General features: G+C 69.5%; 14 protein-coding genes. 13 read left to right on the forward strand and 1 reads right to left on the reverse strand.

Translation table 11 applies throughout. The annotated features are described in order from the left end of the window. Window positions 1-57 precede the first annotated feature (57 nt). The 6 genes from ACVCMI_RS00600 to ACVCMI_RS00625 all read left to right on the forward strand — a co-directional run bounded on the left by ACVCMI_RS00600 (window position 58) and on the right by ACVCMI_RS00625 (window position 9,711). Window positions 58-1,056 (forward strand): aldo/keto reductase, encoded by a 999-nt coding sequence (locus ACVCMI_RS00600; protein ID WP_447097839.1) that lies wholly within the window; start codon window positions 58-60, stop codon window positions 1,054-1,056. Between the two features lie 126 nt (window positions 1,057-1,182). Further along, window positions 1,183-2,007: an NADPH-dependent 7-cyano-7-deazaguanine reductase QueF gene (gene queF, locus ACVCMI_RS00605; RefSeq protein ID WP_447097838.1), complete on the forward strand. Its 825-nt coding sequence runs from the start codon at window positions 1,183-1,185 to the stop codon at window positions 2,005-2,007. A 129-nt stretch (window positions 2,008-2,136) separates the two neighbouring features. Next, complete coding sequence (locus tag ACVCMI_RS00610) at window positions 2,137-2,721, forward strand: hypothetical protein (RefSeq protein ID WP_447097837.1); 585 nt, start codon at window positions 2,137-2,139, stop codon at window positions 2,719-2,721. Window positions 2,722-2,889: 168 nt separating this feature from the next. Next, a complete protein-coding gene (locus ACVCMI_RS00615; protein WP_447097836.1) occupies window positions 2,890-3,282 on the forward strand; it encodes a hypothetical protein in 393 nt (130 codons plus the stop codon). A gap of 86 nt (window positions 3,283-3,368) precedes the next feature. Beyond that, the gene (locus ACVCMI_RS00620) at window positions 3,369-6,086 is read left to right on the forward strand and encodes a zeta toxin family protein (RefSeq protein ID WP_447099514.1); all 2,718 of its coding nucleotides are present in this window, start codon (window positions 3,369-3,371) and stop codon (window positions 6,084-6,086) included. Window positions 6,087-6,498: 412 nt separating this feature from the next. Continuing rightward, window positions 6,499-9,711 carry a S41 family peptidase gene (locus tag ACVCMI_RS00625; RefSeq protein ID WP_447097835.1) on the forward strand — a complete coding sequence of 1,071 codons (3,213 nt, stop codon included), beginning with the start codon at window positions 6,499-6,501 and terminating at the stop codon, window positions 9,709-9,711. Between the two features lie 150 nt (window positions 9,712-9,861). Here the strand turns inward: ACVCMI_RS00625 and ACVCMI_RS00630 are convergent, their stop codons facing one another. Further along, window positions 9,862-10,566 (reverse strand): helix-turn-helix domain-containing protein, encoded by a 705-nt coding sequence (locus ACVCMI_RS00630; RefSeq protein ID WP_447097834.1) that lies wholly within the window; start codon window positions 10,564-10,566, stop codon window positions 9,862-9,864. Between the two features lie 108 nt (window positions 10,567-10,674). Here ACVCMI_RS00630 and ACVCMI_RS00635 point away from each other — a divergent pair, with 108 nt between their 5' ends. The 7 genes from ACVCMI_RS00635 to ACVCMI_RS00665 all read left to right on the forward strand — a co-directional run bounded on the left by ACVCMI_RS00635 (window position 10,675) and on the right by ACVCMI_RS00665 (window position 19,231). After that, the gene (locus ACVCMI_RS00635) at window positions 10,675-11,613 is read left to right on the forward strand and encodes a proline racemase family protein (RefSeq protein WP_447097833.1); all 939 of its coding nucleotides are present in this window, start codon (window positions 10,675-10,677) and stop codon (window positions 11,611-11,613) included. Then, complete coding sequence (locus ACVCMI_RS00640) at window positions 11,544-12,707, forward strand: NAD(P)/FAD-dependent oxidoreductase (protein WP_447099513.1); 1,164 nt, start codon at window positions 11,544-11,546, stop codon at window positions 12,705-12,707. The genes ACVCMI_RS00635 and ACVCMI_RS00640 overlap by 70 nt, the downstream gene beginning before the upstream one ends. Beyond that, window positions 12,704-12,949 carry a 2Fe-2S iron-sulfur cluster-binding protein gene (locus ACVCMI_RS00645; RefSeq protein WP_447097832.1) on the forward strand — a complete coding sequence of 82 codons (246 nt, stop codon included), beginning with the start codon at window positions 12,704-12,706 and terminating at the stop codon, window positions 12,947-12,949. Before ACVCMI_RS00640 ends, ACVCMI_RS00645 begins: the two co-directional genes overlap by 4 nt. Then, complete coding sequence (locus ACVCMI_RS00650) at window positions 12,942-14,207, forward strand: FAD-dependent oxidoreductase (protein ID WP_447099578.1); 1,266 nt, start codon at window positions 12,942-12,944, stop codon at window positions 14,205-14,207. Before ACVCMI_RS00645 ends, ACVCMI_RS00650 begins: the two co-directional genes overlap by 8 nt. Before the next feature lie 44 nt (window positions 14,208-14,251). After that, window positions 14,252-15,127, forward strand: coding sequence for a dihydrodipicolinate synthase family protein (locus ACVCMI_RS00655; RefSeq protein WP_447097830.1), 876 nt, complete (start codon window positions 14,252-14,254; stop codon window positions 15,125-15,127). Beyond that, window positions 15,124-16,614, forward strand: a complete 1,491-nt coding sequence (locus tag ACVCMI_RS00660; protein ID WP_447097829.1) for an aldehyde dehydrogenase family protein — start codon at window positions 15,124-15,126, stop codon at window positions 16,612-16,614. The genes ACVCMI_RS00655 and ACVCMI_RS00660 overlap by 4 nt, the downstream gene beginning before the upstream one ends. A gap of 442 nt (window positions 16,615-17,056) precedes the next feature. Further along, complete coding sequence (locus ACVCMI_RS00665) at window positions 17,057-19,231, forward strand: TonB-dependent receptor (RefSeq protein ID WP_447097828.1); 2,175 nt, start codon at window positions 17,057-17,059, stop codon at window positions 19,229-19,231. The last annotated feature ends 155 nt before the right edge of the window (window positions 19,232-19,386 follow it).

The raw sequence follows: 19,386 nt of genomic DNA on the forward strand, positions 1-19,386 counted from the left end.
ATCGAATCCCCGTCACGGCGCACCATGCGTCCACCCTCACCCACCGGAGCCATCCGCATGCAGACCCGCACCCTCGGCAACCGTTCCGCTGCCCCCCGCGTCTCCGCCCTCGGCCTCGGCTGCATGGGCATGAGCGCGTTCTACGGCGCACACGACGACGCCGAATCGATCGCGACCATCCACCACGCGCTGGAGCGCGGCCTCAACCTGCTCGACACCGCCGACATGTACGGTCCGCACACCAACGAGCTGCTGGTCGGCAAGGCCCTCAAGGGGCGCCGCGAGCAGGCCTTCGTGGCGACCAAGTTCGGCATCATGCTGGACCCGAACGACGCGCAGGCACGGGGCGTCAACGGTCGCCCGGAATACGTGCACGCCGCCTGCGACGCGAGCCTGAAGCGGCTCGGCATCGACACCATCGACCTGTACTACCAGCACCGCGTCGACCCGCAGGTGCCGATCGAGGAAACCGTCGGCGCGATGGCCGAGCTGGTGGCCGCCGGCAAGGTGCGCTACCTGGGACTGAGCGAAGCCTCCGGCGCCACGCTGGAGCGCGCCTGCAAGGTGCATTCGATCGCCGCGCTGCAGAGTGAGTTCTCGCTGTGGACGCGCGACCCGCAGACCAACGGCATGCTCGCCGCGTGCCGCAAGCTCGGCGTGAGCCTGGTCGCCTACTCGCCGCTGGGGCGCGGCTTTCTCACCGGCGCGATCCGTTCGCCGGACGATTTCGAGGCCGACGATTACCGGCGCCACAGCCCGCGTTTCGTTGGCGACAACTTTGCGCGCAACCTGCAGTTGGTCGAGCAGGTGAAAGCCATCGCCGCCGACAAGGGCTGCTCGCCTGCGCAGCTGGCGCTGGCCTGGGTGCTGGCGCAGGGCGAGGACGTGCTGGCCATCCCCGGCACCCGCAAGCGCAGCCGGCTGGACGAAAACCTCGGCGCGCTGGACGTGCAGCTCAGCGCCGCCGAGCTGAAGGCGATCGACGCGGTGTTTCCGCCCGACGCGGCCAGCGGCGAGCGCTACGTCAGCAGCGGAATGCGGATGGTCAACGCGTAAGGACGGAACTCGAAAGACCCGCAGGAGCCCGCTCGCGGGCGATGCTCCTGATGCCGGGATTCGCAAAAGCAAGAGCATCGCCCGCGAGCGGGCTCCTGCGAGAAGCGGCGGGGTAAACTTGGGCGAATGAGCACCCCCGAACATTCCCCGCTCGGCAAGGACACCGTCTACGCCGACCGCTACGACGCCAGCCTGCTGTTCCCGATCCCGCGCGCGGACAATCGCGCGCAGATCGGCGTGGCGGAGACGCTGCCGTTCCACGGCGTGGACATCTGGAATGCCTACGAGTTGTCGTGGCTCGACCCGCGCGGCAAGCCGCAGGTGGCGCTGGCCGAGTTCCGCGTGCCGGCGGCGTCGCCGTACATCATCGAGTCGAAATCGTTCAAGCTGTACTTGAACGGTTTCGCGCAGGAATCCATCGCCGATATCGACACGCTCGCCGAAACCCTGCGCCACGACCTCTCCGCCGTCGCCGGTGCTGTGGTCGGCGTGGAGCTCGCGCCGCTGCGCGCCGCGGCCTTGCCGGTAGTCGACCTCGACGGCGATCTGCTCGACGCGCAGGACATCGCCATCGATCACTACGGCCCACCGCGGCCCGAATACCTGCATGCGGATGCCGCGGCGACCGCAGTGGAGGAGACCGTGGTCTCGCACCTGCTGCGCTCGAACTGCCCGGTGACCGGCCAGCCCGACTGGGGCAGCGTGCAGATCGCCTACCGCGGCGCGCCGATCGATCACGCCGGCTTGCTGCGCTACCTCGTCTCGTTCCGCACCCACAACGAATTCCACGAGCAATGCGTGGAGCGCATCTTCGTCGACCTCACCCGCCGCTGCGCGCCACTGCAGCTGCGCGTGCACGCGCGCTACACGCGCCGCGGCGGGCTGGACATCAATCCGTTCCGCAGCAGCACGCCGGCCACGCCGGACAACCCGCGCACGGTGCGCCAGTAGTTGCGGCAACGCACTGTCACCACCGCGTGAAAAGTTCGGCAGGCGCGCGCGGCCGCTAATCGGCGCTTCATTTGCGCGGCGCTAGCCTCGGCGGGTGGGTCATGCCGACCAACCGTCCATGGAGTTCCGATGAAACGATCAACTGTCTTGATGGGCCTGTTGCAAGGCGCCGGCCTGGCCAGCCTGCTGCTGCTCGCCGCCTGCGGCAAGCACGATGAACCGGCCACCCCCGCCGCGACCCCCGCTGGCAATGCCGCTTCCGCGGCGTCGGTGCTGCCGACGCCGGCCCCCGCGCACACCGCGCCCGCGGCGCCGGCCGCCAGCAGCGCCATCGCGCCGGCGACCACGACGGCCGCGGCCGCTGCACCGGTGCCGCTGGCCTTTGCCAAGCTGACCGTGGGCGACGCCGTCGACAAGGGCCACCAGGTCACCCACGCGGCCGAACGCTTCGACGCCGACGATCACACGCTCTACGCCAGCGTGGCCACCGTGGGCAGCAGCCGCGACGCCACCATCGACGCCACCTGGCGTTACCTCGAAGGCGGCGGCCAGCTGGTCAGCAAGATCAGCCAGTCGATCGCCACCGATGGCCCGGCGATCACCACCTTCCAGGTGCACAACCCGGACCTGTGGCCGGAAGGCAAGTACACCGTGGACATCACCGTCGACGGCAAGCCTGCCGCCAGCCAGGATTTCAGCATCGGCAAGCCGTGAAGCGTCGCGAAGGCGCAGGCGTTCATGGCGGCTCCCGCGGGAAAAGTTGCCTGCATCCCCGGGTTGTGCCGCCTGCGATGAAAAGCCGAAACACCTGACAGACCCGTGCCGGAATTCGCGGTAGGCTCGACGAACCGCCCAAGGCCTGGCGCAGGATGCCGGCGATGCGTGGCGCTTCCGATCGACACGACCGACAAGGACATCACGATGCCGAAACTGCCCCCGCCCCCGGTTCCGCAGCGTCTGCGGGAAATGCTCAAGGACTACCCTGAGCACGTCCGGACCCTGCAGAACGATCTGAACGAGCTCATCGCCAAACCGTTCCGTGGAACGCCGATATTCGAACAAGCGATCTGGGCCCTGGAAGGCGCGCTTGATACTTTTATTGACGAAGCCCGCACCGAACTGCACGCCGCTGAAGCCAGTGGCGATGCGGAGGCGATCGCGAGGGCAGAAGCCAAGGAAAGCCTGATGTTCAGCGCCCGGTCGAGCAATGACGGTTTGTGCGACCTCAACGAGTTGTATGCGTACTTTGAGGCAAACAAGGGGGCGTTCCAGTGACCTCGTCCGAAGATCGCCTCGATCCGGGAACGCATGCGCGTGTTTTCGAGGAGCGCGTGGTTCCAAAGAGCAAGCTGCTGGAGAAGATGTCCCACGATCACCCCAAAGCCGTCATCTTGGGGGGACAACCCGGTGCCGGCAAAGGCGGTTTGGCTCGGACCGCCAGAAATGAATTGTTGGGTGATGTGATCAACATCGATCCCGACGAACTGCGCGACTACCACCCCCGCGTCCAGGAGTTCCGCTCCGCCCATCCCTACACTTGGTCAAGTCACACCCAAGCCGATGCCGGCCAGTGGGCCGACGAGTTGCGCGAGGCGGCAGTGGCAGGGCGCAAGCACTTCATCTTCGATACTACGCTGAGCAACGGGTCATGGTCAGCCGAGCTGATCCGCGACCTGCAGGCCAAGGGCTACGAGGTCGAGGTGCGCGTGGTGGCGGCACATGCATTGGAAAGCGAGCTCGGCGTCGATCAGCGATATGGGCGCAATCTGGACAAGAAGGGTTACGGCCGCCACGTCCCCGAAGGTGCGCGCGACGCGATCTACGACAAGGTGCCGGCGAGCCTGGACACGATCCACGCGGAAACGACCGCGCCCATCCGCCTCTTCGATCGCGAAGGCCGCGAGCTTTACGACAGCCGCACCGATGCCCGCTCGCCGGGACAGGCGTTGATCGAGGCGCGCGAAGCGCGTCTGCACGATCCGGCGATCACCCGCAGCCTCAAACGCAGTTGGCAGGATCAGCGGCTGTGGCACGAGACGTTGCCCGAAGCGATCACCGACAACCCGAAGGTGGCACCGGACACGGCCCGACGCCTGTTGATCGAGCGCGATGCCTCCAGGGTGGTCGAGGGCGTCCAGGGCAACCTCTCCCGGATCACCCATGTGGACTACACCACCCGGGTACACCCGAACGTCGTCAAGGGATTGGGCTTCGCCAGCGCCGCCGCCGTCGCCTGGGACGCCACGACCACCGCGCGCCACACGGCCACCCTGCTGCAGCAGGACAACCCGACGGGCGCCGCCTCGGCGGTCGAGCATTTCGGCTCGCGCAACCTGGGCATGCTCGGCGGCGCACTGCTGGGGGCGCAAGTCCTGGGCGCGGCGGGGATCGAGTCCGGCCCGCTGGATCTGATCGTCGCTGGCGTGGGAGGCATCGGCGGGGCGGTTGCCGGCGACAAGCTGGTCGACTGGCACGACCAGCACAAAATCCACAACCAGGCCGATGCGCAAGGCCGCCGCTGGCACCACGACCCGCAGCATCCGGAACATGGCTGGACGCGGGAGGTGCCCACCGGCGAGATCGGTTATGCGGCCAACCATCCGGTGGTCGGCTACGGCGTCATGCCCACGCCGGGCTGGCGCAGTGTCCGGGCCGATCCCGCGCTGGCTGCGCAACTCACGTTTCAAGCCAACAACACCGCGGTGGAACTGGCCCTGGCACACCCGGCCCCACCGCGCGATCCGTACACCCAGCCGGCCAGTGCGCAAGACACATCCAGCCGGCTTCCCGCGCCATGGCAGCGCGATGCCGCCTCGGGAGCGTGGTCGCGCACGGTCACCGACGCCGTACTGGAGCACGGCCTCAAGAGCACGCACGTGGAAACCGCCACGCCGTCACGCACCGCCGCCCTGGATGCCGCCGCGCATGCCACCCTCGCCGACAATCTGGCGCACTCCCGCCGCGGCATCGCCGCGCGCTATCAGGCGATCTACGCGCAACGCGGCTGGCAACAGCTCGGCCCCCTGCCCGATGCGGTAACCGACGCACTGCATGCGCCCACGAACATCTTGGACGCCTCCGACGGCCATGCTTACACCCGCGACGCGCGGGGCCACTGGAGCACGCCGGGCCGGCTGTGGGGTCGGAACGCGGCCGAGGGCAACCTGCGCGCGGAGCTCGATGCCACCGCGCAGCTGATCTCCACGACCTTCGCCATGCACGCGGCAACCCACGCCACGCAACAAACGCCGGCGCACGCCGCCGTTCCACCCATCCCGCCGCACCTGCACGACTTCCGCCATCCCGGCCACCCTCTGCACGCGAGCTACGGCACCCTGCTGCAGCACGTGCACGCGATGGAAGAGCGAGTGCGGATGGCGCACGGCGAGCACAGCGAGCGGGCGGCAGCCGCGCTGCTGGACCGGCACAGCGCCGACCGCCTGGGTCCGGCGGCGCGGGTCGAGCTGCACGGCGAAGGCAAGGCCATGGCGATGCATCTGGTCACCAACGAGCGCGCGCCCGGGAACACCTACCTTACCGTCGAGCGCCGCACCCCGGTCAGCGTGTTCGACGCGGTGGCCCGGTCAGTCGACGACGCCAGCCGCGACTGGTCGCGGCGCGAACTGCCGCATCTGTACCAGTCCCCAGTGCGAGTGGCCGAGACGCCGTCGCGCGATCCGTCGTCGCTCGAACCTTGCGACCTGCGCCGCCCGGACCACCCGCGCCATGCCGCATTCGTCAACATGCGCGAACACGTCGGTGCGGCCTATGCCCAGTACGGCATCGCGCGCAGCGCCGATCAGCTCGATCGCGCCACCGCGGCCGTCATGCTCGATCGGCCGGTACACGCTCGCCAGCCGGACCAGGTGCAGCTGTTGCCCGGTCCGCAGACCGGCCGCATCGGGCCGGACAGCGGCGTGCTGACCCGCGACTCCTCATCGTTCCTGCCCTGCACCACGACCACCCACGCCGCGGCCATGCAACAGCCACCGGAGGCGATGTTCCGGCAGCTCGACCAGCTGACCATGCTGCAGATGCAACAGGCGCAGATGCAGCCGGCGCAGGCGATGGGGCGATAGGGAGGCCTGGACAAGCCTTTGCTCACCATTTCCGCGAAAGCACACTGCCTTCCGGAATGGTTTCGCTGGCGGACACTGGAAGTATTGCCGCACAACCGCAGCGTGGTCGTCGCCTGCAGCTCGACTCAGAGTTTGAACTCACCTTGTCGTCATTCCCGCGAAAGCGGGAATCACGGCACTGAGTAAGTGGCGCTCGACTGTAGAGCGCCTCACCTTGCGCCATGGCGCTTTTTTGCGTCACGACACGAAACTGTTCCGGACGGCAGTGTGCTTTCGCCGGAATGACGGGCAGAAGCTTGCTCGGGCTTCTCCCGGTGAGGCGACAACGCCACCTCACCATGACCAATGGTGCAGGCGCCGGGCCGACGGCCGCCCCTACACTGGGCACCGGCCTTCTGCCTGGGGAATCCGTATGCGCCTGCGTGCCATGTTGTGGATGCTGTTGGGCCTGTTTGCCTTGCCGCTGCATGCGGCAGCGATGAAGGTGGCGCTGTCGCAACCCTCGGTCTCGCCCGACGGCAGCCGCATCGCGTTCGTCGCCAACGGCGGCATCTGGAGCGTGTCCGGCCAGGGCGGCAGCGCCACCCTGCTGGTGGCCGATGACGGCGGCAACGATTCACGCCCGCTGTATTCGCCCGACGGCAAGCAGCTCGCGTTCCAGTCCGACGGCGGCGGCGAAGCCAGCGGCATCTACCTGCTCGACCTCGCCAGCGGCGTGGTGCGTCGGCTGACCTGGGCCGACGGCGGCAACCAGCTCGATGCGTGGTCGCGCGACGGCCAGTGGATCTATTTCAGTTCCGCGCGCGACAACGTCGGCGGCATGGCCGGCGTCTACCGCGTGCGCGCCAGCGGCGGCACGCCGATGCCGGTGTCGCTGGAACGCTATCGCAACGAATCGATGGCCGCGCCCTCGCCCGACGGCGCCTCGCTGGCCGTGGTCGGCGGCGGCATGGGCGACTGGCAATGGTGGCGCCACGGCCGCAGCCACATCGACGAAGGCGCGGTATGGCTGCTGCGCGACGACGGCAGCCACCAGTACCGGCGGTTGACCGCCGACGACGCGCGCGCCGAATGGCCGATGTGGGCGCCGGACGGCAACACCCTCTATTACATGAGCGACCGCAGCGGCGCGGAGAACATCTGGCGCGTGCCGCTGGGCGGCGGCAGCGAGTCGGCACTGACCCGCTTCGCCGATGGCCGCGTGCTGTGGCCGAGCCTCGCGGCGAACGGCAAATTGCTGGCGTTCGAGCGCGACTTCGGCATCTGGACACTGGATCCGGCCAGCGGCCACGCCGCGCCGCTGACGATCACCCTGGCCGGCGCGATCCGCGGGCCGCAGCCGGAACACGAGAACCTCAGCCACGGCTACAGCCAGATCGCGCTGTCGCCGGACGGCAAGAAGCTGGCGTTGATCGCGCATGGCGAGGTGTTCGCCACCGACGCGGCCAAGGGCGGCCACGCGCGCCGCCTCACCCGCACCGCGGCGGAGGAGTACGACCTGGCCTGGGCGCCGGACAGCCGCCGCCTGGTCTACGGCTCCAGTCGCGACGGCCACGGCCAGCTCTACCTGTACGACTTCGCCAGCGGCAAGGAAACCGCGCTGACCTCCACCACCGGCAGCGACACCGCGCCGCGCTTCTCGCCCGACGGCAAGCAGCTGGCCTTCCTGCGCAACGACCGCGAGCTGTGCGTGCTCGACATCGCCAGCGGCAAGCTGCGCCGCGTGGTGAAGGCGCGCATCGACCTGCCGCGCCCGCTCGATTCCGCCGCGCCGTTCGCCTGGTCGCCGGACGGCCGCTGGCTCGCCTACCTCGACTTCGGCCCGCGCATGTTCCGCAACGTGCATGCGGTATCGCTGGCCGACGGCAGGCAGCTGGTGCTGAGTTCGCTGGCCAACACCGACGCGGACCACGTGTCGTGGAGCGCGGACGGCCGCAGCGTGCTGTTCACCACCGGCCAGCGCACCGAGGAGGGTCAGGTCGCGCAGGTCGACCTGCTGCCGCGCACGCCGGTGTTCCGCGAGGACCGCTTCCAGGATCTGTTCAAGGCCAAGGCGGACGACGACAAGCACCAGGGCAAATCCGGCGACGCCGACGACAAGCCCGCGGTGAAGCCCGTGCGCATCGACACCGACGGCATCCGCGAGCGGCTGAGCCTGCTGCCGGTGGGCCTGGACGTCGGCGCCGTGCAGATCAGCCCCGATGGCAAGACCCTGCTGCTCACCGCCCAGGTCGCCGGCACCAGCAACCTCTACAGCTGGTCGCTCGACCCGCTGGCCAAGGAACCGCCGGTGGCGCGCCAGCTCACGCATACACCGGGCGACAAGCAGGACGCGCAGTTCAGCGCGGACGGCAAGCAGGTGTTCTACCTCGACGGCGGCAAGATCCAGTCGTTCAAGCTCGACGACAAGGGCGAGGCCAAGCCCGAGGCGCTCGCCGTCGACGCCGCGATGGAAGTGGACTTCGACGTCGAGAAGCGGGTGGTGTTCGAGCAGGCCTGGAGCTGGCTGCGCGATACCTTCCACGACAGCGCCATGCATGGCGTGGACTGGAACGCGGTGCACGCCACCTACGCGCCGCTGGTCGCCAACGCGGCCACCCCCGCGGCGCTGTACCGGCTGCTCAATCTGATGGTGGGCGAACTCGACGCCTCGCACTCCGGCGCGCGCGCGCCGCAGAAGCGCGAACCGGTCACCGGCCGGCTGGGCCTGATGTTCGACCGCGCCGAATACGAACAGCACGGCCGCCTGCGCATCGCCAGCGTGCTGCCGCTGTCGCCTGCCGCCGTCGCCGGCGGCATCGAGCCTGGCGACTACCTGCTGGCCGTCGACGGCGAGCCGCTGGACGCGCACGCCAACCTGGCCCAGCGCCTCGCCCACCGCATCGGCGACAAGGTCGACCTGCGCCTCGCCGACAACGCCGCCGGCAAGGGCGCACGCGACGTGGCGGTCAAGCCGATCGACTCCAAGGATCTCTCCGAACTGGTCTACCGCGCGTGGACGGCGGACAGCCGCGCCTACGTGGCGAAAGCCAGCGGCGGCCGTCTGGGCTACGTGCACCTGCGCGACATGTCGTATGCGTCGCTGCAGGATTTCTACAAGGACCTGGACGCGCAGAACGCCACCCGCGACGGCGTGGTGATCGACATCCGCAACAACTTCGGCGGCTTCGTCAACGCCTATGCGCTGGACGTGCTCGCGCGCCGGCCCTACCTCAACATGACCTTCCGCGGCTTCGACCAGGCCGAACCGGCGCGCAGCATCCTCGGCCAGCGCGCACTGGAACGCCCCACCGTGCTGATCACCAACCGCATCACCCTCTCCGACGGCGAGGACTTCTCCGAAGGCTACCGCGCGCTGGGCCTGGGCAAGATCGTGGGCGAACCCACCGCCGGCTGGATCATCTACACCTCCGCCGGCAAGCTGATCGACGGCGGCACCGTGCGATTGCCCTTCATCACCATCACCGACAGCCACGGCCAGCCGATGGAAGGCCACCCCCGCCCGGTCGACATCCCGGTCAGCCGCGCGCTGGGCGAGTCGTTCCAGGGCAGGGACAGCGAACTGGATGCGGCGGTGCGCAGCTTGCTGGGGGCGCTCGGCAAACTCACGCCACCGACCTCCTAGAGGAGCCCGCTGGCGGGCGATGCTTTTGCTCTTGCGATTCCCGAATTCACTGTCCTGAGCTTGTCGAAGGGACGAATCCCGGCAAAAACGCATCGCCCGCCAGCGGGCTGATGCGGGATGGCGGCCGGAATGTGTCGTCGACGGTTCCGGTCAGCGAGCGTACTGGCTGCGGTAATCGCTCGGGGTCATGCCGGTGGTGGTCTTGAACTGGCGGCTGAAGGCGCTGTGGTCGGCAAAACCGCAGGCGTGGGCGATGTCGGTGACGCGCATGTCGCCGCGCAGCAACCGCAGCGCCGTGTCGACGCGGGCCTGCATCAGCGCCTGCTGCGGCGTGAGCTGGAACACGCGCTTGAAATGCCGCTCCAACTGGGCGACGGAAAGCCCGGCCCGGCGCGCCAGCTTCGACACGTTGAGCTTCTCGGCAGGATGCGCCTTCAGGTAGTCCAGCACCTCGCGCACGCGGCCGTAGGTCGGCCAGGAGCCGTCGGGCATGGGCAGGTCGCGGGAGACCCCGATGACACCGCGGATCGCGCTGCCCGCGCACAGGGGGATCTTGCAGGTCAGGCACCAGCCGGGCGCACGGTTGGCGAACAGGTGCACTTCCAGCTGGTCGTTGATGGACTCGCCCTGCAGCACGCGGCGGTCCTGCTCCACGAAACCGTCGCCCATGGGACCGGGGAAAAGCTCCGCCGCCGTCCTGCCGATGATGTCTTCGCGCGCCGGCAGGCGCAGCCGCCGCATCAGGGTGAGATTGACGTGGGTGTAGCGGCAGTCCGTGTCCTTGGCGAAAAAGACCACGTCCGGCAGGGTGTCGAACACGCCTACCAGCGTGTCGATGGAAACTTCGGTCTCCATGGTGGTCCCGGAACCTGTGCGCAGCGGGCTTCGATTGTGCACCATTCCGCATGTTTGGATGGCAAGCCGCTCTAGTTGACGCCGACGCCATGGCCGACCATGCCCGGCATGCCAAGCATCGAATTCGTCGACTCCCATACCGAGGGTGAACCCACCCGCACTGTGCTGTCCGGCTTCCCGGACCCGGGCACGGGCAGCCTCGCGACACGCCTGGCGCGCCTGCGCGCCGAACACGACGCGTGGCGCCGCGCGGTGGTGCTCGAACCGCGCGGCTCCGACGTGCTGGTGGGCGCCTTGCTATTGCCGCCGGACCATCCGCAGGCCTGTGCCGGGGTGATCTTCTTCAACAACGTCGGCTACCTGGGCATGTGCGGCCACGGCAGCATCGGGGTGGCGCGCACGCTGCAGCACCTGGGCCGCATCGGGCCGGGCCGCCACGCGCTGGATACGCCGGTGGGGCTGGTGGGCTTCGAGCTGGAAGCAGACGGGCGCGTGACCATCGACAACGTCGAGAGCTACCGGCATGCCCGCGACGTGACGCTCGACGTGCCCTGCCACGGGCCCGTCCGCGGCGACGTGGCCTGGGGCGGCAACTGGTTCTTCATCACCGCGGACTGCCCGGTGGCGCTGGAGCTGGCGCAGCAGCAGGCCCTGACGAATTACGCCACGGCGATCCGCGGCGCGCTGGCCGCCGCCGGCATCACCGGCGCCGGCGGCGCCGAGATCGACCACATCGAGATCAGCGGTGCGGACCCGCGTCCCGGCGTCGACGCCCGCAACTTCGTGCTGTGCCCGGGGCTGGCCTACGACCGCTCGCCCTGCGGCACCGGCACCAGCGCGAAACTGGCCTGCCTGGCCGCCGATGGCGTGCTGCCACCGGGACAGGTGTGGTGCCAGGCCGGCATCCTGGGCACCGTGTTCGAGGCCAGCTGGCAACCCGGCCGGCGCGGGGTGTGCCCGCGCATCAGCGGCAGGGCCTGGATCACCGCAAGCGGCCAGCTGCTGCTGGACGAGAACGACCCACTCGCCTGGGGCATCCAGGCGTGAGCAGCAGCCACGATCTCATCGTGGTCGGTGCCGGCATCGTGGGCGCCGCCTGCGCCGAGCGCGCCAGCGCCGAAGGACTGGACGTGCTGATCGTGGAGCCCGGGCCGGTCGGTGGCGGCGTGACCGCGGCGAGCATGGGCCACCTGGTGACGGTGGACAGTGCGCCGGCCGAGATGGCATTGGCCGCCTACTCGCAGGAACTGTGGTCATCACTGCACGACCTGCCCGGCCTGGAATACAGCCGCTGCGGCACGCTGTGGGTGGCCGCCGACGCGGACGACCTGGCGCAGGTGCCGGCCCGGCAGGCTCGCCTGGCCGCACTCGGCATCGAGGCCGAACCGGTCGATGCCCATCGGCTTTACGCGCTGGAACCGGCGCTGGCGCCGGGCCTGGCGGGCGGCCTGCGCGTACCCGGCGAGGGCGTGGTGTATCCGCCTGCGGCGGCGCGCGCACTGGTGCAACGCGCGTGCCGGCGCGGCGCCACGCTGCAGCGCGGACGCGTGGTCGCGCTGGACGATCACGGCGTGCGCCTCGAGGACGGCAGCCGCCGCCGCGGCCGCGTGCTGCTGGCGGTCGGCGGCGAGCTGGCGTCGCTGCTGCCCGAGCTGCCGTTGCGCGCGCGCAAGGGCCACCTGGTGATCACCGAGCGCTACCCCGGCACGATCCACCATCAACTGGTGCAGATGCGCTACGCCGACAACGTGCACGACGAGGCTGCCAGCGTGGCGTTAAACGTGCAGCCGCGCCCCACGGGGCAGCTGCTGATCGGCTCGTCGCGGGAATACGAAAGCAGCGACACCGCGGTGTCGCTGGCCACCGTGCAGCGCATGCTGCAATGCACGTTCGGATTCCTGCCCGGCCTGCGGTCGCTCAAGGCGCTGCGCATCTGGGCCGGCTTGCGCCCGGCCAGCGCCGACGGCCTGCCGTACATCGGTCCGGTATCCGGTCGCCGCGGCATATGGATTGCTGCGGGTCACGAAGGCCTGGGCGTGTGCACGGCACCGGGCACCGCCGCCATCCTCGTCGACCAGTTGCTGGGGCGCCCGCCCGCGATCGACGCCTCGCCCTACGACCCGGCGCGGATCGCGGCATGAGCGGACAGGTGCAACTCGTCATCGACGGCGGGACCTTCCGCGTGAGGGCCGGCATCAGCGTGGCCGCGGCGCTGGCCGTGGCCGCACGGCCTTTTCGCCGTTCGCCGAACGGCCAGCCCCGCGCGCCGCTGTGCGGCATGGGCGTGTGCTTCGAATGCCGCGTGCGCATCGACGGCGTGGCCCAGCAACGCGCCTGCATGGTGCCGGTGCGCGACGGCATGACGGTGGACAGCGATGGCTGAGCGCTACGACGTGCTGATCGTCGGCGCCGGGCCGGCCGGCCTCGCCGCCGCGCGCGCCGCCGCCGCAGCCGGTGCGCGGGTCGGTTTGCTGGATACCCAGGCGCATGCCGGTGGCCAGGTCTGGCGCCATGACGTTGACCACCGCGCCACCGGGCTGGCGCGGCGCCGGTTCGCCTTCGTGCAGGCCCATCCCCGCGTCGACTGGCTGGCGTCCAGCACGGTGGTGGCGGCCGCCGGCGGCAAGCTGCTGGTGGAAGATCCGCACGCCGCACGCTGGCTCGACTACGGTGCGCTGGTGCTGGCCACCGGCGCGCACGAACTGCTGCTGCCCTTCCCCGGCTGGACCCTGCCCGGCGTCACCGGCGCCGGCGGCCTGCAGGCGCTGGCCAAGCAGGGCTGGCCGCTGGCCGGACGCCGCGTGGTGGTAGCGGGCAGCGGCCCGCTGCTGCTGGCGGCGGCCGCCAGCATCCGACGCCATGGAGGCCATGTCGCGGGCATCCACGAGCAGGCCGGGCGCGATGACCTGCGCGGCTTTGTGCGCGGGCTGTGGCGCTGGCCGGGCAAGATCCTGCAGGCTGCCGCCCTGCGCGCGCGCCTGGCCGGCGTGCCGTACCACGGCGACAGTGTGGTAGTGGCCGCGCACGGCGACGACCGCCTGCGCGAGATCGAGGTGGAGGGGCCGCGCGGCCGCCGCCGGCTGGCCTGCGACCAGCTTGCGGTCGGTTACGGCCTGGTGCCGGAGGTGCGCCTGGCCGGCCTGCTGGGCTGCCGCCTCGAACCGGCCGGCGCGCACCAACGGGTGTGGGTCGACGCCATGCAGCGCACCAGCCTCGCCAACGTCTACGCGACCGGCGAAACCTGCGGCATCGGCGGGCGCGACTGCGCGCTGGCGGAAGGCGCCATCGCCGGCCACGCCGCCGCCGGCCGCACGCCACCGGCTGCGTGGCAACAACGTCGCCACCAGGCGCGCGCCTTCGCCGCCCATCTCGCCCGGCACTTCGCGCTGGCCGAACGGGTGCGGCGCCTCGCGCAGCCGGACACCATCGTGTGCCGTTGCGAGGACGCCCCGATGCGGGCTCTGGACGGCTATTCCGACGCGCGCGCCGCCAAACTCGCGACGCGCGCCGGCATGGGTGCATGCCAGGGCCGCATCTGCGGCAGCGCGCTGGCGGCACTGGGCCGCTTTCCGAGCGGCAGCCACCGGCCGCCGCTGTTCCCTGCCCGGCTGGACACGCTGGGCGATACCGATTTCACCTGATCCGCCTGCGCCGGATCGCCCGCTCACGCACTGGAAAACCACCCATGAAACTCGACGGCATCTACGTTCCCCTGATCACCCCGTTCGACCGCCGCGGGCAAGTCGACCACGCCACGCTGGAGACCCTGGTCGGGGCACTGATCGACAAGGGCGTGGCCGGACTCGTCGCCTGCGGCACGACCGGCGAGTACTACGCGCTCGACGACGGCGAGCGCCGCCAGGTGCTGCAGACCGTGCACCGCGCGGCGGCCGGCCGCATCGGCCTGATCGCCGGCATCGGCGACCTGTCCACCCGGCGCTCCGTCGAGCGCTCGGCCGAGGCGCACGCCATCGGCTACCACGCCGTGCTGCTGTCGCCCCCGCCCTACAGCCTGCCCGGCCAGGACGGCATCCGCGCCCACTTCGAGTACGCCGCGAACCACAGCAAGCTGCCCGTCATCATCTACAACTTCCCCGCGCGCACGGGCGTGGACGTCGAGTTCGACACCGTCGCGGTGCTGGCCGCGCACCCCAACATCATCGGCATCAAGGAGTCGAGCGGCGACTTCAGCCGCGCGCTGCGTCTGCTGCAGGCGCGCTTCGCCGATTTCGAGGTGGTCTGCGGCTGCGACGACCAGCCGGCGGACTTCTTCTTCTGGGGCGCGAAAAGCTGGATCGCCGGTGCCGGCAACGTGTTCCCCGGCGAACAAGTGGCGTTGCACGCCGCCGCGATGGCCGGCGACTGGGACCGCGTGCGCGAGCTGATGCGGCGCATGTACCCGGCGCTGCATTCGATGGAATCGGGCGACTACAACCAGAAGGCCAAGGCCGGCTGCCTCAACGGCAGCCTGGACGTCGGCGACGTGCGCCTGCCGCTGCTGCCGCTGGCCCAGGCCGCCAAACAGGCCTTCCGCGAACTGGTGGAGGGAGCACAGCCATGACTACGACCCGCCAGGACCTCTTCGAGCGCGCCGCACGAGGCGCGTTGCACGCACCGCAGCTCATCCACGGCTTCCGCGGCAACGACGACGGCCTCGTCAACCTCACCCCGATCGACAACAGCGTGATCGGCACCCTGGGCGACGGCGGCCAGGCCGAGGTCGACGCCGCGGTCGCCGCAGCGCGGGCCTGCTTCGACGCGGGCGACTGGCGCAGACGCAGCCCGGCACAGCGCAAGGCCGCCATGCTGCGCTGGTGCGACCTGCTGGCGGAACACGCCGCCGAGCTGGCGGCGCTCGACTGCATCGACGCCGGCAAGCCCATCGACGAGTGCGAGAATACCGACATCCCGGCCACGCTGGACACCCTGCGCTGGTACGCCGAAGCCATCGACAAGTGCTACGGCAAGGTGGCGCCGACCGGCGACAACGCGCTGGGCCTGGTCGTCGCCGAGCCGATCGGCGTGGTCGGCGCGGTGCTGCCGTGGAACTTCCCCGCGCAGATGTACGCGTGGAAAGTGGGACCGGCGCTCGCCACCGGCAACAGCGTCATCGTCAAGCCGGCCGAGCTGACGCCGCTGTCGGCGGTGCGCATGACCGAACTGGCTTACCAGGCCGGCATTCCGCCGGGCGCACTGCAGGTTGTCAACGGACGCGGCGAGACAGCCGGTGCCGCGCTCGGCCGGCACATGGACGTGGACATGGTCTCGTTCACCGGCTCTACCGAGGTCGGGCGCCTGTTCCTGGTCTACGCCGCGCAGAGCAACCTCAAGGAAATCGTGCTCGAGTGCGGCGGCAAGAATCCGCAGGTGGTGTTTGCCGATGCCGACATCCACGCGGCGGTGACGGACATCCTCAACGCCGCGTTTTGGAACATGGGCGAGAACTGCAGCTGCGGCTCGCGCCTGCTGGTGGCCGAGGAAATCAGGGACGAGCTGGTGGAGATGCTCGTGGCCGGCCTGGACGAGTGGAAACTCGGCGACCCGCGCGAACCGGGGGTGAGGCTGGGACCGATGGTGGAAGGGCCGCACCTGGAGAAAGTGCGCGGCTTCCTGGAACAGGCCCGCGCCGACGGGCTGCGCTGCGTGACCGGCGGGCGCGTCCGCGGCGACCTGCTCAGCGGCTGGTATGTCGAGCCCACGGTGTATGTCGATGTCGATCCCGCCGCGCAGCTGTTCCGCGAGGAAGTCTTCGGCCCGCTGCTCGCCGTCACCGGCTTCGCCACCGAAGCCGAGGCGATCCGCCTGGCCAACGACACCAACTACGGCCTGGCCGCCTCGGTGTACACCGAAAACGTGCACCGCGCGCAGCGCGTCGCCGGCGCCATCCGCGCCGGCACCGTCTCCATCAACGGCTTCTCCGAAGGCGATATCACCACCCCGTTCGGCGGCTACAAGCTTTCCGGCTTCGGCGGCCGCGACAACGGCCTGGAAGCGCTGCAGCAATACCAGCAGACCAAGACCATCTGGTACGTCAACCGCGGCGGCTGATCCGCGCATCCCGATTTGGCGCGGCGGCTCCACCCGGTGCGCACTGCTGTCCGGAATAAATCCACGCCGCTGCGTCAAGTGCGACAGAACCAGCGGCGGTGACCGGACATCGAAGCCATCGCCTTCCGCAGGAGCCCGCTCGCGGGCAATGCTTTCGCCGGGATTCGGCGAGAGCAGGAGCATCGCCCGCAAGCGGGCTCCTACGGCTCCGCCCTGCGCCAGGGCGGCTTCTCCGGACAGCAGCGGTGCTATGCGGGATTCCGCATACGAAGGGCGCAAATGCTTCAAGACGATACGTCTGCGCAAAAACAGAATGGATCACGCCAGGCTGGCCGCCGACGCAGCGCCGCAAATGGACTGCTTTTTCCCGGGTGGAAGGGCATCGGGTCGCGTGAGAGAACCCGCACCACTTTCGTCCCGGTTTCCGTATCAGGAGGGGAACATGACTGTCCAATGCAAAGCCCGCGCAACCACATCCGCGCGGATCACCCTGTCGAAGTCGAACATGCTTCTCGCCGGCATGATCATCTCGGCCCTGGCGATGCCGTCCGCCGTACTGGCAACCGACGGCACCTCGCCCGCCGGCAGGCCCGACCCTGCGCCGGCCGCACAGGCAGGCGACGCAGCCACGCAGGGCGGCGAGCAGCCCCGCACCAAGGCCTCGGCGCACAACGCGAAAGAATTGCAGGCGGTGACGGTGACCGCGCGCAAGCGCGTGGAGCGCGAGGTGGACATCCCGATCGGCATGTCGGTGATCAGCGGCGAGGAACTCGAGGCCGCCGGCATTACCAACGTCGGCGATGCCCTGCTGACCTCGCCCGGCGTGGCCTCGTTCGACGCCGGCGGCGGCTTCACCTATGTGCAGGTGCGCGGCGCCTCCGCGCGGCAGGGCAGCAACGAAACCGGCTACTACCTGGACGACGTGCCGTTCGACGGCGTCACCGTGCCGTGGTATCCGGACACGCGCTCGTTCGACATCGACACCGTGCAGGTGCTGAAGGGGCCGCAGGGCACGCTGTTCGGCGAAGGATCGGTCGGCGGCACCGTCGTCGTCACCACCAGGAAGCCGGATGCGACCGGCTTCCACGCGACGGTCGACACCAACGTCAGCTCCACCCAGGGCGGCACCAACGGCTGGGGTGGCAAGGCCATGGTCAACATCCCGCTGGTGGCCGACAAGCTGGCCCTGCGCCTGGTGGGCACCGACGAGAAGACATCCGGCTGGCTGTACAACCGCGACACCGCCGAGGACAACATCAACTGGCAGCGCATCAAGACCGGGCGCGCCAAGTTGCGCTACACGCCGACCGACCGCCTGACCGTCGATCTCGCCTACTGGAAGTACAAGAACCATTCCCCCGGCGGTTTCGACTACGCCTACCGGGACATGACGGTCGACACCTACTACGACGTCTACAGCGACTGGGATTCCGGCAGCCTGCGCGCCCAGTACGACCTCGACGGTTCGCAGCTGCTGTACGTGTATTCGGACGGCGGACTCGGCCGCACGCTCAACGGGGTCAACCTGGGGTTGGCCTATGCCAGCACCATCGACATCGGCGTACGCACCAACGAACTGCGCTGGACCTCCACCGGCGAGAACGTGCTGGACTGGACGGTCGGCTTCTACCAGCGTCGCGCTGACCGCGCGGACACGTACCACACCGAGGGCTACGACCCGAGCCGCTCCTCGCATCTGAACAAGTCGTACTCGCTCTACGGCGAAGTCATGTGGAACTTCGCGCCGAAGTGGTCCACCTCGCTGGGAGCGCGCTATTTCAAGGACAAGGTGGACGCGTACGATTCCACCACCACCCAGATCAACCGGCTGGACCACACCTTCACCCACGCCAGCCCCAAGCTCACCCTGACCTACCACCCCACCCACGATTCGTCGGTATACGCGAGCGTCGCCAACGGCTACCGCTCCGGCCAGCTGCAGCTGATCAACTCCATCATCCTGGCCGAGCAGATGGGCATCAGCGTGCCCGCCTCGACCCGGCCCGACGAGATCTGGAGCTACGAGCTGGGCTACAAGACGGTGATGGACGGCGGCCGGCTGCGGCTCAACTCGGCGATCTTCCACACCAACTGGAAGGACGTGCCGATCTACTTCCCGCTGCAGGGCGGCGCGCTCTACGCCCTGCTCAATTCCGGCGGCACCTCCACGGATGGCGCCGAGTTGGGACTGACCTGGATCCCCAATGCGTCGTGGACGCTGCAGTTCAACGGCAGCTACATCGATGCGGTCTACACCCGCACCGAACCGGGCACCAACTTCCACAAGGGCACGCCGGTGTTCAACGTGCCCAAGCTGCAGCTGACTGGCTCGGCCGCGTACAACTGGCCGATCGGCAACAGCCTGTACGGCATCGCGCGCACCGACGTGAGCCACTTCTCGCGCCGCGTGACCTCCTCGACGGCCGAGGGCGAACCGGGCGATGCGATCACGCGCGTCTCCGCCCGGCTCGGCGTGGAGTCCGTGCAGGGCTGGTCGGCCTACCTGTTCGGCGAGAACCTGACCAACGAGAAGGGCGCGGTCGACCCGCCCTACCTCGGCCAGGCCACGCGCCTGCGCCCGCGCACGGTCGGGCTGGAAGTGAGCTACACCTACTGAGGTGCCCCGCTGCCGCCACGCGCAAACGTGGCGGCAGCCTTTTTTCGTTGCGCTTTCGCGGCACCGGGAAATCCCGACATTCTCGGGAAAGGCCTCACGCCGTCGTGGTTCCCGCGAAAGCGCGAATGACGGCAAAAAGAGGGGTTGTTCGTGAT

It is taken from the genome of Rhodanobacter sp. UC4448_H15 (genome assembly GCF_052978265.1).

Coding starts and splice junctions, on each gene's coding strand:
- ACVCMI_RS00635 (WP_447097833.1), top strand. CDS start 10,675: ATGCCAAGCATCGAATTCGTCGACTCCCATACCGAGGGTGAACCCACC.
- ACVCMI_RS00625 (WP_447097835.1), top strand. CDS start 6,499: ATGCGCCTGCGTGCCATGTTGTGGATGCTGTTGGGCCTGTTTGCCTTG.
- queF (WP_447097838.1), top strand. CDS start 1,183: ATGAGCACCCCCGAACATTCCCCGCTCGGCAAGGACACCGTCTACGCC.
- ACVCMI_RS00620 (WP_447099514.1), top strand. CDS start 3,369: ATGTCCCACGATCACCCCAAAGCCGTCATCTTGGGGGGACAACCCGGT.
- ACVCMI_RS00630 (WP_447097834.1), bottom strand. CDS start 10,566: ATGGAGACCGAAGTTTCCATCGACACGCTGGTAGGCGTGTTCGACACC.
- ACVCMI_RS00665 (WP_447097828.1), top strand. CDS start 17,057: ATGACTGTCCAATGCAAAGCCCGCGCAACCACATCCGCGCGGATCACC.
- ACVCMI_RS00600 (WP_447097839.1), top strand. CDS start 58: ATGCAGACCCGCACCCTCGGCAACCGTTCCGCTGCCCCCCGCGTCTCC.
- ACVCMI_RS00660 (WP_447097829.1), top strand. CDS start 15,124: ATGACTACGACCCGCCAGGACCTCTTCGAGCGCGCCGCACGAGGCGCG.
- ACVCMI_RS00645 (WP_447097832.1), top strand. CDS start 12,704: ATGAGCGGACAGGTGCAACTCGTCATCGACGGCGGGACCTTCCGCGTG.
- ACVCMI_RS00655 (WP_447097830.1), top strand. CDS start 14,252: ATGAAACTCGACGGCATCTACGTTCCCCTGATCACCCCGTTCGACCGC.
- ACVCMI_RS00610 (WP_447097837.1), top strand. CDS start 2,137: ATGAAACGATCAACTGTCTTGATGGGCCTGTTGCAAGGCGCCGGCCTG.
- ACVCMI_RS00650 (WP_447099578.1), top strand. CDS start 12,942: ATGGCTGAGCGCTACGACGTGCTGATCGTCGGCGCCGGGCCGGCCGGC.